This is a genomic window from Plesiocystis pacifica SIR-1, from assembly GCF_000170895.1.
GTDB classification, from domain to species: Bacteria; Myxococcota_A; Polyangia; order Nannocystales; family Nannocystaceae; genus Plesiocystis; species Plesiocystis pacifica.
The window spans coordinates 1-12,905 of sequence record NZ_ABCS01000166.1 but is presented as its reverse complement, the minus strand read 5'-3'; the positions used below and the strand labels follow the sequence as shown (position 1 = coordinate 12,905).

Genomic DNA, 12,905 nt, shown 5'->3' with positions numbered 1-12,905 from the left:
CCGAGGGTCGATTTCGCCTGGGGCTGCAGCGGACCTGCCGGTGGCAGGTCCTCTCGTCGCTGCGCTCCTCGGGCAGGGTCGGTCGGTGGACCGAGCCGGTCGTGGGTCACCCCCCACAGGGGGGTGTTGTCTGGCGGGGATGAGGGGGGCTCGTTTGGTGTCTGCGCCGACCGAGACCACGTAGACAGGCGCGCCGAAGGCCTCGAGGATGTCCGCGGCGCTCGGCGCTGGATGTTCGGGCCCGGGCGAAGTCGACACCTGCCGCCAAGCAGGCCTTCGTCTCAGTGCCATGATTGAATTCGATATCGTTTGAGCGTCTCAATGCGTCGCAGAGCTCCGACTCGAGTCGCTCTAAACCTCGTCATGGTCGTCTGATACCCCCGCTAGGCTGCTTACAGCCGATCCCCCGCGGGTGGTACCCCTCGATGACGGTCAAAGGGTTAACCCGCTCGACGCTCGACGAGATGCTCACTATTGCTAATCCATGCTCGTCGCACATACGCTCGTACGCGCCCTCCCCATCGTCGCCCTGATGGCCCTTGGTGCCTGCTCTCCCCTCGACTCCGAGCTCATCCCCGAGCTGCACGCGCTGGAGATGACCATCGACTCCTCTGCCCCCGAGGAGCTGGCGGCGCTCACCCTCGAGCTGACCTTCGAGTCCGGGTCGTCCGTCGAGCGTTGCATCGACCCCGAGCTCGAGTTCTTCCGCGACTCCGTCGGCGTCGAGCTCACCCTCGAGCTCACCTCGGAGGCGGACTTCGACCCTTGCTTCGAAGGTGAAGCGAGCCGCCAGGTCACCTTCGTCAACGCGTCCATGACCAACGCCGAGCTGCTCTCGCTGTGCGACGGCGAGGGCTGGCTCCCGCTCCTGGCCATGCACCCCGATGACGACAGCTCCTACAGCCTCGACCCCGATCTGAGCTTCGTGCCGACGTGCATCTGAGCACCGCCGCTGGCTCGTCATGCGTCAGTTCTCGACGCCGAGCGGGGTAAAATGAGGCATGCGACCCGCCCCCTCGCGTCTGTTCTCCCTCCTCGTCCTCTCGACCGCGCCGGTGTTGGCGTGCGCTCCCGACTCGATCAAGGAGCCGGCGAAGGCGGAGCAGCCGGCGGAGTCCGAGCCGGAGCAGCCGACACAGAAGGTGGAGGCTCCAGTAAAAGAGGAGGCGGAGCAGCCTCCGCCGGGGGTGAAGGCGCCGGGCAACCTCCCGGTCATGACCGAAGAGGAGCTCGCGGCAGAGGAGGCCAAGCGGGAGGCCTGCGTGCGTTCTTGCGTGGACGAGCGCCAGCGGGAGGCGAAGGGGGCGGACGCCATCGAGCTCGAGTGCCGGGAGTCCTGCGAGCAAGAATTGCCGATTCGCCAGGTCGAGGTGGTGCCCAAGGGGCCAATTGAGGACCCGGGCTGAGTCGCGGACGTGGGGCAGGGAGGGCGTGGCGTCGTCCACGACGGCTAAAATCGTCAGGGACTGTGAAAAGTTCACAGTCCCTGAGTCTTGGCTGGGCGCTCCGTGGAGGCTCGGGGGGGTTGAAAAGACCCGTGAAAGGGTCTTTAGGGGGCCTCCGGGGGCAATCGAGGAAGGGCCTCGGGAGGCGAGAGAGAGCGAGCTCACCAGGGGGGCCTCGCTGGATCGGCCATAGCTGCCCGTGTGGGCCACAGCACGGGGAAGTTTGCCACCCGGGCCAGGGATCTGCCGTTTGGGAGGGAATTCCTTCCCCCGAGAACCAAAAAATCGTCAAATTTGCCCGAAAACAGGCAATTTTCGTGTTGTAAGCCGATCCAAAGCTCCTACAATGCAGGCGTTCGCGTCGAAAACACGCGAAATCTGGGTCCTAGGGCCCTCTCACACCGAATCCCCGTTCCAAGCGACCGCTCCAGGAGACCAAGAAAATGGCCAAAAAGAAGACCGCCAAGAAGAAGACCCGCGAAATCGTCGTCGTCGGCAGCAAGGTGAAGGATGTCATCCGCACCGCCGGCTACCGCAGCGACGGTGAGCTCGTTCAGGCCGTGTCCGACAAGGTCCACGACATGCTCGAGGCCGCCATCGCGCGCGCCGAGGCCAACAAGCGTGGCACCGTTCGCCCCTACGACCTGTAGGCAGTAGCTCCGCGCTACTCTGAAGAAATCGGCCCCACCCGGGGCCGTTTTCTTTTGGTTGAGTCCTCCCGAGGCAAGCTCAGCCCTTGCCGCCGCGAACCCGCTTGGCGATGACGTCCTTGAAGCGGCGCAAGAGCACGGTCGGCACGGACACGAAGTCGCGGGGGTTCGCGGCCGCGGCGAACATCTGCCGCTTGGCCTCGGCGATCAGCTCGGGGTCGGCCTTGCTGACGTGGCCGCAGTCGAAGGGCGGCTGGGGGTCGTACTCGATGAGCAGCTGGCTGATCTTGGCGGCCTGCTCCCCCTCGAGCTCGGCGAGCAGGCTCAGGGCCATGTCGATGCCGGCGGACACGCCTGCGGCGGTGATGATCTTGCCCGAGCGAACCACGCGATCGTGGGGCCGCGGCTCGGCCCCGAAGGCGAGCAGGCTCTTGGTCACCATCCAGTGCGTGGTCGCGGGGTGGCCGTCGAGCACGCCGGCGGCGGCGAGGATCAGCGCGCCCGAGCACACCGAGGTCGTGAACCGGGTGTGCGGGTGGGCGCTGCGGATCCACGCGAGCACGTCGGCGTCGGCCATCATCGTGGCCGTGTCCGCGGACGAGCCGGGGATCAAGATGACGTCCGGGCGCCGCGTCTCCGAGAAGGCATGGGTCGCGCCGATGACCAGGACCTGGCTGTCGGTCACGATCGGCCCGACCTCCTTCCACACGAAGCGAAGATCGATGTTGGGATGGTTGTGCAGCACCTCGTAGGGCCCGAGGGCGTCCAGCGCCGTCATCCCCGGGTAGACCATGATCGCAACCTGCGTCGCCTCGCTCATGGTCCGAGCCTACGCCCGCCGTGTTCGGCGGGCCACACCTGCGTCGCGCGGTCGCGGCTGGTGTGGTTCAGCCAGAGGGGGGGACGCAGGCCTTGTTCGCGCCGGTCTCGGGGTCGGTGAAGGTGATGTTGGCCGAGCAGTTGGACTCGTTGTCCGGGTCACGGTTGGCGTTGCACTCGGCCTTGTCCGTGCAGATCCGGAAGCAGTAGTTGGTGCCGTCGGTGTGGGCGACGCAGGCCGAGCCCTCGGGGCAGTCCTCGTCGAGGGCGCAGTCGGTCACGCCGCAGTAGCCCCCCTTGAACTGAGTCAGGCAGCTCTGCTCCTCGAGGCAGTCCTCGTTTGCGGCGCACTCGGCCCCGACGCCGAGCATGTCGGCTTCGGTCTCGTCGTCGTCGCTGCACGCGAGGCTGATCGCAACGCTGGCCGCTAGCGCGAGAGCCAGGGCTGGGAAGGCGGAGAGGGACTGACGCAGGCGCACCATGACACCGAGAATAACAGCCTCTCGGTGCCCGATGGCCTACCGAGAAAGGCAGCCGCCCACGGGTTCCACGCCAGCTGAGTCCGTGGACGATGCTTTCGTGGATCATGGGTCCCGGCGCGGCCGGGGTGGGCGACTGCTAGTCGGCAGCCGTGACGCGGAGGACTTCCTCGAGGGTCGTCATCCCGTCCTTGATCTTGTTCAGACCCGAGCGGCGCAGGGTGTTCATGCCCATGCGGATGGCCTCTTGCTTGAGCTCCGAGGTCGAGGCGCCCTGGAGGATGAGGTCCTTGAGGGCGTCCTTGAGCATCATGACCTCGTAGAGGGCGACGCGGCCCTTGTAGCCGCTGCCCGAGCAGGTCTTGCAGCCCTTGCCCTTCATGGTCTGGCACTTCTTGGCCTCGGCCTGGCTCATGCCGGCCTCGACGAGGGCCTCGACGGACTGCTCCTTGTCGGGGATCTTGCAGTCCTTGCACAGGCGCCGGGCGAGGCGCTGGGCGACGATGAGGTTGACCGAGGCCGTGACCAGGAAGGGCTCGACGCCCATGTTGAGCAGGCGGTTGACCGTCGAGGGCGCGTCGTTGGTGTGCAGGGTCGAGAGGACCATGTGGCCCGTGAGCGCGGCCTTGACCGAGATCTCGGCGGTCTCGAAGTCACGGATCTCGCCGACCATGATGATGTCGGGGTCCTGGCGCAGGAAGGAGCGCAGGGCGGCCGCGAAGTTCAGGCCGATGTCCTCGTGCATCTGCACCTGGTTGATGCCCATGAGGTTGAACTCGACGGGATCCTCGGCGGTGGAGATGTTGACGTCGATCTGGTTGAGATCGGACAGCGCCGAGTACAGCGTGGTCGTCTTGCCCGAGCCGGTGGGCCCGGTGACCAGGCACATGCCGAAGGGGCGGTGGATGGCGTTCTTGAAGTCGGCGAGGGGCCCGGGCTCGAAGCCGAGCTTGGTCATGTCGAGCTGCAGGTTCTCCTTGTCGAGCAGACGCAGGACCAGCTTCTCGCCGTAGAGGCAGGGCAGGCAGGACACGCGGAAGTCCATCTCGCGGCCGCGGCCCATCTTGATCTTGATGCGGCCGTCCTGGGGCAGCCGACGCTCCGAGATGTCGAGGTTGCTCATGATCTTGAAGCGCGAGGTGATCGCGTTCTTGAGCTTGAGCGGCGGGTTCATCTCGTGGTGGAGGACGCCGTCGATGCGGTAGCGGACGCGATAGTCCTTCTCGTAGGGCTCGATGTGGATGTCGCTGGCGCCCTTGTTGATGGCGTTGACGAGGATCAGGTTGCAGAGCTTGACGACCGGGGCCTGCTCGGCCTCGCTCTGGCTGTCGAGCACGCTGAAGTCGTCCTCTTCGCCCTCTTCGAACTCGATCTCGTCGAGCTCCATGTCGCCGAGGACCTCCTGGTAGGAGGCGACCTCCTTCTCGGGGGCGGCGTAGTAGCGCTCGATGGCGGCCTCGATGGCGGCGTCGGTGCTGACGACGGGCTCGATGTGCAGCCCGGTCATGAACTTGACGTCGTCGATGGCGTAGATGTTGGCCGGGTCGGCCATCGCGGTGATCAGGCTGTTGCCCGCGCGCTGGACCGGGATGAGCACGTGCTTGGAGGCGACCTCGCGCGGCACGAGCTCGATGACCTCGGGGTCGATCTCGAAGTCGTCGAGGGTGATCGCGGGGACGCCGTACTGCTTGGACAGGAAGTCGGTGAGCTCGGTCTCCTGAAGGATGCCGAGGCGGGTGAGGCTGTAGGCGAGGCGCTTGCCCGTGGAGCGCTGGTCGGTCTGCGCCTCGCGCAGCTGAGCGGTCGAGATGAGGTTCTCGCGGACCAGGAGTTCACCGATGCGGTCGTTTGCCATGTGCAGTCTCGAGGGCGCTCGTGGGGGTTCTCGATGTCTCGGGTCGGGAGCGAGGGGTCGCCCCCGCCGCATGGCCCGGGGCGGTCGAACGGGCCCGGGCGAGGGTACACGGCCCGGTCGAGGCCCGCCAGCGTTAGAACGGACGCAGCAGGCGATTGAGCGCGGTTTTCGAGGTCCAAGCCGGCAAGCCCGCCGGAGCGCCGAGGACTCCGCGGGCGAAGCTGCCCCACGTCGCTGGACCCCGGCGGAGCGTGGGATATCCTTCGCGGCCATGAGCACCGGCGACAAGCGCGATATGCGCAAGAGTAGGCGACCCCTCCAAGGTCGTGAACACAAACGCGGGCACGCCGGTGCGCGCCAGGGTCCCGCCCGGGGCCGGCGCAAAGCGGCTCAATTCAAGCCGGGTGTACGCCGACGGGGGGCCAAGGTCCCCGAGTCCGTCGCACGCTGGGTCCGCGCAGGACACCCGTGGATCTTCCGGGACGCGCTGCTGCGGCCCCTCGAAGGATTTGCGCCGGGGGCCCTCGTGCCCGTGGCTGACGGTGACGGCAACCACCTCGGCCACGCCCTCTACGAGCCCGAGGGCGCCGTGGCGCTGCGCATGGTGTCGCGCGCCGAGGAGTTCGACTGGAACGATGCGGTGCTGCTCGATCGCCTGCGCTGGGCCAAGGAGCACCGCGAGCGCTACGTCGAGGACAGCTTCTCGGGGGCCTGCCGGCTGGTCCACGCCGACGCCGACGGCTTCCCCGGCCTCGCGGTGGATCGCTACGGCGAGTTCTTGCTCGTCTACAAGTACGCCCAGGCCGTCGACAGCTACCTCGACCGCCTCGTGCCGCTGCTGGAGCAGGAGTTCGCGCCCAAGGGCATCTACCTTCAGGACCGGACCCGCTCGGTCACGGCCGAGGACAGCTCTCGCCGTCCGCCGGCGGCCCTGCTCGCGGGCAAGGCCGCGCCGCCGGAGTTCGAGGTCGAGGAGGACGGGCTGAAGTTCATCGTCGACGTCACGGCCCCGGTCTCGCCGGGTCTGTTCCTCGATCTGCGCGCCGGTCGGCGCCTGCTCGAGGGCATCAGCAAGGGCCGCCGGGTCCTCAACCTGTTCTCGTTCACCGGCGCCCTCGCGCTCCGGGCCGTGCGGGGCGGGGCCACCGACGTGACCAACGTCGACGCGGCCGCGCGCTCCCACGCCCGCTGCCGCCAGAACCTGGCCGCCTCCGAGATGGACCCCGAGGCCTGCGAGGCCCTGTCCGGCGACGTGTTCAAGTTCCTCGAGCGCTTCCGCCAGCGCGAGCGCGTGTTCGACCTGGTGGTCGTCGATCCGCCGCCCTTTTCCACGGTCAAGGGCACGACCTTCTCGGCCCTCGAGCACTGGAACCAGCTCGCCGAGGCCGTCGCCCGGGTGGTCGCGCCCGGTGGCGAGGTGCTGGCCGTGGCCAACGCGGCGGGCCTGACCGAGGAGGAGTTCCTCGGGGCCGTGGGCGAGGGCTGTCAGAACGCGGGCCGCAGCCCTCGGGTCATCGACGAGTGCGGTCTGCCCCCGGACTTCCCCGTCCTCGCGGCCTTCCCCGAGGGCAAGTACCTCAAGGTCAAGCTGCTCTCGCTCGGTTGATCGGCGAGCGATCCGGGACCTGGGCCGGTCTCGGGTGAGACAGGGGTGCGTCAGCGGGTCGGCCAAAACGAGTTCTGGCCGACCCTCTGTCTATTTTAGCCGTCGTGGACGACGCCACGCCCTCCCTGCCCCACGTCCACGACTCAGCGTATGTGGATCGACCACGCGCGGGCGCACCTCCCGACATTGGTTGCCTGTGTGGCACGCGTTGGTAGTAAGATCAGCAACCCGCATGAACGAGATCTTTGACCGCGTGTTGATGGCTGCCCGCAAGCTCGGGGCCTCCGATGTCCACCTCAAGGTCGGTCGCCCGCCGATCTTCCGTATCCGCGGTCAGCTGCGCACGCTCAAGGACGTGCCAGCGATGAACAGCGACGTGATCGAGACCTTCGCGGTCAACATCATGAACCAGCGTCAGCACGCGATCTTCATGGAGAACTGCGAGGTCGACCTGGCCTACGGCACCGAGGACGGCTTCCGCTACCGCGTCAACGTGTTCCGCCAGCGCGGGACCACGGGCATGGTCATGCGGATCATCCCCTCGACCATCCCCTCTTTCGACCGGTTGAACCTGCCGGCCCGGGTCCGCGAGCTCGCCGACGAAAAGCGCGGCCTGGTCCTGGTCACGGGCATCACCGGCTCGGGCAAGTCGACGACCCTGGCCAGCCTGCTCGAGGTCGTCAACGTCAACCACCCCGCCCACGTGGTCACGATCGAGGATCCGATCGAGTACATGTTCGAGGACAAGCGGGCGATCGTGAACCAGCGCGAGGTCGGCTTCGACACCATGGGCTTCCGCGGCGCGCTGCGCTCGGCCCTGCGCCAAGATCCGGACGTGATCCTCGTCGGCGAGATGCGGGACCACGAGACCATCAAGACGGTCATGCTCGCGGCCGAGACCGGCCACCTGGTGTTCTCGACGCTGCACACCGTCGACGCCACCGAGACCATCGCGCGGATCGTGCAGATGTTCCCCCACGAGGAGCAGATCGCCGTGCGCCTGCAGCTCGCGGCGATTTTGCGCGGCATCGTGTCGCAGCGCCTGCTGCCCCGCGCGGACGGGCGCGGGATGATCCCGGCGGTCGAGGTGCTCATCAACACCCCGCGCGTGCAGGAGATGATCTCCGACATGCACCGCACCCACGAGATCGTCGACGCGATCAAGGAGGGGGCCAACCCCTACGGCATGGTCAGCTTCGACCAGTCGTTGACCAACCTGGTCCGCCGCCGCCTGGTCGCCTACGAGGTCGCGCTCGCCGCGAGCTCGAACCCCGCAGACTTCGAGCTCGCGTTCCGCGGCGTGACCGGTGGTTCCGGCGACGACGACGTCGAGTTCGAGCTGTGAGCGGGTGCGCGTCCCCTTCCTTCGGTCGGGGACGAGGCTCACGAAAATAAAGCTGCAGCCGAGGCGCTGGATTGCCTGACGGTGGTCATGGTGTTTGCGTGAAGACCAACACCAAGACCCGCGCCGGCTCGTTCCGCGCGGGCGGGTCCTTCGGGACCTTCTGAGGCGAGGACGATCATGAAGACCAAGAGCAAGACCAGGGCGGGCTCGTTCCGCGCGGGCGGGTCCTTCGGGACCTTCTGAGGCGAGGACGATCATGAAGACCAAGACGAAGACCAAAGCGGGCAGCTTCCGGGTGCTCGGCACTGGCGGCAGCTTCTGAGCCGCCCACGGCCCGTCCAACGAGGCCGCGAAATCTGACGCAGCTGCCCCCCGAGGACGATCACGTCGTCCCGGGGGGCAGTTTGCGATCGGGTCGGCGCGCGCCGGCAACGACCAAGGCATGACGAAGCAAATTTCATTCGCCTTGATGGTGGTGCTTGGACTCGGTCCGCTGGCCTGTGTGCCCGAGGCTGGAGACGAGGCTGGAGACGAGGCTGGAGACGAGGCCGCGGGAGACACGGGGCAGGGGAGCGAGGAGGAGACGACCGGGGAGAGCGGAGAGGAGACGAGCGGAGAAGAGACGAGCGAGGAAGGTGCGACCGAGGACACCGCCGCGACGGAGGACGAGGGTGAGACGGGAGAGGATGCCTGCGAGCTCCCTGAGAATGAGGGTGGCTCGGGCGAGCAGGCGACGATCACGGTCACCAACGACTCGGACGGCCTGCGCTACCTGTTTGGCTTCGAGAGCCAGTGCTCCAACGACCAGTTCTCGATCCGCGTCGACGGCCAGCCCCTGATCATCGCGAACCCCTTCGCGCCGTGCAGCAACTTCCCCTGCGGCCAGAGCTGCCTCGAGGAGATGGGCACGATGTTCACCCTCGCGCCGGGGCACGCCGTGGAGTTCACGTGGAACGGGATGGGGTGGACCAACAACCAGCTGGGCCAGGCGTGCCAGGGGATGGTCTGCGAGAGCGGGCCGAACGCGGGGAGCAGCTGCCAGACCTTGCAGGACTACTCGGGGCTCGAGTTCACCGCCGGGATCCGCTACTCGGACACCTGCCCCCCGAACCGGCTCCCTGAAGATTGTGGGTGCGACGAGGGCGTGTGCGCGGGGCCCTACTCGGACACGCCCCCGGGCACGGAGGTCCTCGAGGCGACCGCCGTGTTCCCCAGCGACGTCGCGTTCTCGCTCGACTGACCTCTACTTTACCCCCGCGAGCGTCTCGAGACCGGGGGCGCTTCGTCGCTCCGCTCCTCCGCTTTGGCTTGGTGGGCAATGGAGTTCGTGCCTTCGCGTGGGCATTGGGTCGCCCCCTGAAGGGGGCGATGGGTTCACGGCCTGTGGATGATGGACGTGGGGCAGGGGGCGCTTCGTCGCTCCGCTCCTCCGCTTTGGCTTGGTGGGCAATGGAGTTCGTGCCTTCGCGTGGGCATTGGGTCGCCCCCTGAAGGGGGCGATGGGTTCACGGCCTGTGGGTGATGGACGTGGGGCAGGGGGGGGCGTCGTCTACGACGGCTGAAACAGATAGAGGGTTGGCCAAACTCGTTTCGGCCGACCCTGTGAGTGGTGGACGTGGGGCAGGGAGGGCGTGGCCTGCAGCAGACGAGTTCCCTCACGGCGGCGCGGCGGCGCGGGCCCGTCCGCGCTGCTTCGCGGGCGGGCCTCGCCGCGATTCCGTCGTAGACTTCCTGCCCCATGGCTCGCCCCGCCGACGCCCACGCCATCCGCTCTGCCTTCCTGTCCTTCTTCGAGGAGCGGGGTCACGCGGCCGTGCCCAGCTCGCCGCTGGTGCCCTTCGACGACCCCACGCTGCTGTTCGTCAACGCCGGCATGGTCCAGTTCAAGGACGTGTTCACGGGCCGCGACAAGCGGGACTACACGCGGGCGACCTCGGCCCAGCGCTGCCTGCGAGCCGGCGGCAAGCACAACGACCTCGACAACGTCGGGTTCACGCCGCGGCACCACACGCTGTTCGAGATGCTCGGCAACTTCTCCTTCGGCGACTACTTCAAGCGCGACGCGATCCGCTGGGGGTGGGAGTTCCTGACCCAGGTGCTCGAGCTGCCGGCCGAGAAGCTGGTGGTGTCGGTGTTCAACGGCGAAGGCGAGAACGCGCCCTTCGACCAGGAGGCCTACGACCTGTGGGCCGAGATCATCCCCAAAGAGCGCATCTACGCCTTCGACGCCAAGGAGAACTTCTGGCAGATGGGCGACACGGGGCCCTGCGGGCCGTGCTCGGAGATCCACATCTGGCGCGGAGAAGGTGGCGCGCCCCCTGACGGCGGCAAGCCCGGCAAGGGCCCGGCCTTCGAGGACGACAAGTACATGGAGCTGTGGAACCTCGTGTTCATGCAGTACGAGAAGCTCGCCAGCGGCGAGATGACCAAGCTCCCGGCGCCCTCGGTGGACACGGGCGCGGGCCTCGAGCGCCTCGCCGCCGTGCTCGAGGGGGTCGAGACCAACTACGAGACCGGGCTGTTCGTGCCCATCGTCGACAAGGTCAAGGCCCTCGCCGGCGTGTCCGGGCACCAGGGCGAGCGCGAGGCCAGCTACCGGGTCATCGCCGACCACGCCCGCGCGACGGCCTTTTTGATCGCCGACGGCGTGACCCCGGACCAGACCGGGCGGCCCTACGTGCTGCGCCGGATCATGCGCCGGGCGATCCGCCACGCGACCTTGGTGGGCCTCGAGGACCTGTTCTTCCACGAGGTCTGCGACGAGGTCGTGAATCGCTTTGGCGAGGCCTACCCGGAGCTGCGCGAGGCTCGCGAGGTCATCGCTGGCGCGGTCAAGATCGAAGAAGAGGGCTTTCGGCGGACCCTGGCCCGGGGGCTGCGGCGCGTGTCCAAGATCCTCGCCGGGCTCGAGGCCGAGGGCTCGAAGGTCTTCCCCGTCGACGAGGCGGCCGACCTCTACACCAGCGCCGGCTTCCCCATCGACCTGACCCGAGTCATCGCCGAGGAGAACGAGCTGACCCTCGACGAGGCGGCCGTGGCCGAGAAGCTCGAGGCCCAAAAGGGCGAGTCGAGCTTCGCCGGCGGCGGGGGCTCGAAGGTCGCCGACGTCTACTTCGACATCGTCAACGAGCTCGGCCAGGGCACGGCCTTCCTCGGTTACGGCGCGACCGCGGGCGAGGCCACGCTGAAGGCCATCGTGATCCCCGCGCCCGAGCCGGCCGAGGGGGAGCCCGCGCTCGAGCCCACCCGGGTCGAGTCGGCCCAGGCCGGCCAGGCCGTCGAGCTGATCTTCGATCAGTCGCCCTTTTATGGCGAGAGCGGCGGCCAGGTCGGGGACACCGGCGCGCTCCGGGCCGTCGACGGCGGCGCGGTGGTGACCGTGACCCAGACCTCCAAGCCCACGGGCGGCCTGCACGTCCACCACGGCGAGCTCGCCGGGGGCTCCATCGCCGTGGGCCAGCGCTTTGTCCTCGAGGTCGACGTCGCTCGCCGCGACGCGATCCGTCGCAACCACTCGGCCACGCACATGCTCCACCACGCCCTGCGCAAGGTGCTGGGCAAGCACGTGGCCCAAAAGGGCTCGCTGGTCGCCCCCGATCGCCTGCGCTTCGACTTCTCCCACGCGCGCTCGGTGACCCGCGAGGAGACCCGGCGCATCGAGGCCGAGGTCAACGCCATGGTCCTCGCCAACGCGCCCACGGGCACGGCGGAGATGAGCCTCGCCGACGCCAAGCAGGCCGGCGCCATCGGCCTGTTCGGGGAGAAGTACGGCGCCGAGGTCCGCGTGGTCACGATCGGCGAGGTCGAGACCGAGGCGGGCGAGGAGCGCTCCGTCGAGCTGTGCGGCGGCACCCACGTGGCGCGAGCCGGCGACGTCGGCCTGTTCAAGATCGTCGCCGAGGGCGGCGTGGCCCAGGGCGTGCGCCGCATCGAGGCGATGACGGGCATGGGCGCCGTCGAGTGGGTTCAAGAGCGTGCCGAGGTCGTCGATCAGGTCGCCAGTGACCTGCGCGCCCGGGACCTGGGCGAGGTGCTCGGGCGGCTCGAGAAGCTGCACGAGGAGCTCGCGGCCCGAGGCCGGGAGATCGACTCGCTCAAGCGCAAGCTGGCCACGGGCGGCGGCGGCAGCCAGGCCAGCGAGGTCGTCGAGGTCGAGGGCGGCGGCAAGACGGTCAAGCTGACGGCCCGGCGCATCCCCGTGGCCGACCCCAAGATCATGCGCGAGGCCGCGGACACCCTGCGCGACCGCATGGGCTCGGGCGTGGTCGTGCTCGCCGGCGAGCGCGACGGCAAGGCCAACCTGCTCGTGGCCACGACCAAGGACCTCGCCAAGGGCAAGATCGTCCACGCGGGCAAGCTCGCCGCGGCCTTGGTGGTGCACGTCGACGGTCGCGGGGGCGGTCGCCCGGACATGGCCCAGGCGGGCGGTCCCAAGGTCGCTGGTCTCGACGACGTGGTCGCGCACGCGGCCGAAGAGCTCGCCAAGCAGCTCGCTTAGTTCCGGCTCGCTCCGGCTCCAGGGCGTTCGCTTTCCTCCAGTGGGGATTGCGAATGCCCTGAGTAATTGTGCCAGTCTGGACTACCTCGATGAGGAGTCGCGTTGGGTCTAGCAGGCCGGGGATTTTCTCGGCGCGGGCCACAGTGCGTCACCGGCGTGCGAGACCGCGAAGCCAAAACGAAGCTGTACCGGGTGTACTGTGAGCTTT

10 protein-coding genes are annotated in these 12,905 nt (G+C 68.1%); 7 read left to right on the top strand and 3 right to left on the bottom strand.

The features are described from left to right. Positions 1–484: 484 nt before the first annotated feature. From PPSIR1_RS39685 to PPSIR1_RS39675, 3 genes are all read left to right on the top strand, one after another. Positions 485–943, top strand: coding sequence for a hypothetical protein (locus PPSIR1_RS39685; protein ID WP_006976967.1), 459 nt, complete (start codon positions 485–487; stop codon positions 941–943). 58 nt (positions 944–1,001) lie between these two features. Next, a complete protein-coding gene (locus tag PPSIR1_RS39680; RefSeq protein ID WP_006976966.1) occupies positions 1,002–1,406 on the top strand; it encodes a hypothetical protein in 405 nt (134 codons plus the stop codon). A 482-nt stretch (positions 1,407–1,888) separates the two neighbouring features. Next, positions 1,889–2,095: a hypothetical protein gene (locus PPSIR1_RS39675; protein WP_006976965.1), complete on the top strand. Its 207-nt coding sequence runs from the start codon at positions 1,889–1,891 to the stop codon at positions 2,093–2,095. Between the two features lie 79 nt (positions 2,096–2,174). On the opposite strand, the gene PPSIR1_RS39670 is transcribed toward PPSIR1_RS39675, so the two are convergent. From PPSIR1_RS39670 to pilB, 3 genes are all read right to left on the bottom strand, one after another. Next, positions 2,175–2,915 carry a DJ-1/PfpI family protein gene (locus PPSIR1_RS39670; RefSeq protein WP_006976964.1) on the bottom strand — a complete coding sequence of 247 codons (741 nt, stop codon included), beginning with the start codon at positions 2,913–2,915 and terminating at the stop codon, positions 2,175–2,177. Between the two features lie 67 nt (positions 2,916–2,982). Continuing rightward, positions 2,983–3,396 (bottom strand): hypothetical protein, encoded by a 414-nt coding sequence (locus PPSIR1_RS39665; protein ID WP_006976963.1) that lies wholly within the window; start codon positions 3,394–3,396, stop codon positions 2,983–2,985. A gap of 136 nt (positions 3,397–3,532) precedes the next feature. Next, on the bottom strand, positions 3,533–5,248 hold the full coding sequence (gene pilB / locus PPSIR1_RS39660; protein ID WP_006976962.1) for a type IV-A pilus assembly ATPase PilB: 1,716 nt from the start codon (positions 5,246–5,248) through the stop codon (positions 3,533–3,535). 271 nt (positions 5,249–5,519) lie between these two features. Here pilB and PPSIR1_RS39655 point away from each other — a divergent pair, with 271 nt between their 5' ends. The 4 genes from PPSIR1_RS39655 (at position 5,520) to alaS (ending at position 12,697) form a co-directional block, all read left to right on the top strand. Beyond that, a complete protein-coding gene (locus PPSIR1_RS39655) occupies positions 5,520–6,854 on the top strand; it encodes a class I SAM-dependent rRNA methyltransferase (RefSeq protein ID WP_157596471.1) in 1,335 nt (444 codons plus the stop codon). 232 nt (positions 6,855–7,086) lie between these two features. Further along, positions 7,087–8,199: a type IV pilus twitching motility protein PilT gene (locus tag PPSIR1_RS39650; protein ID WP_006976960.1), complete on the top strand. Its 1,113-nt coding sequence runs from the start codon at positions 7,087–7,089 to the stop codon at positions 8,197–8,199. 469 nt (positions 8,200–8,668) lie between these two features. Then, positions 8,669–9,439, top strand: coding sequence for a hypothetical protein (locus PPSIR1_RS39645; RefSeq protein WP_157596470.1), 771 nt, complete (start codon positions 8,669–8,671; stop codon positions 9,437–9,439). Positions 9,440–9,937: 498 nt separating this feature from the next. Further along, the gene (alaS, locus tag PPSIR1_RS39640) at positions 9,938–12,697 is read left to right on the top strand and encodes an alanine--tRNA ligase (protein ID WP_006976955.1); all 2,760 of its coding nucleotides are present in this window, start codon (positions 9,938–9,940) and stop codon (positions 12,695–12,697) included. Positions 12,698–12,905 lie beyond the last annotated feature (208 nt).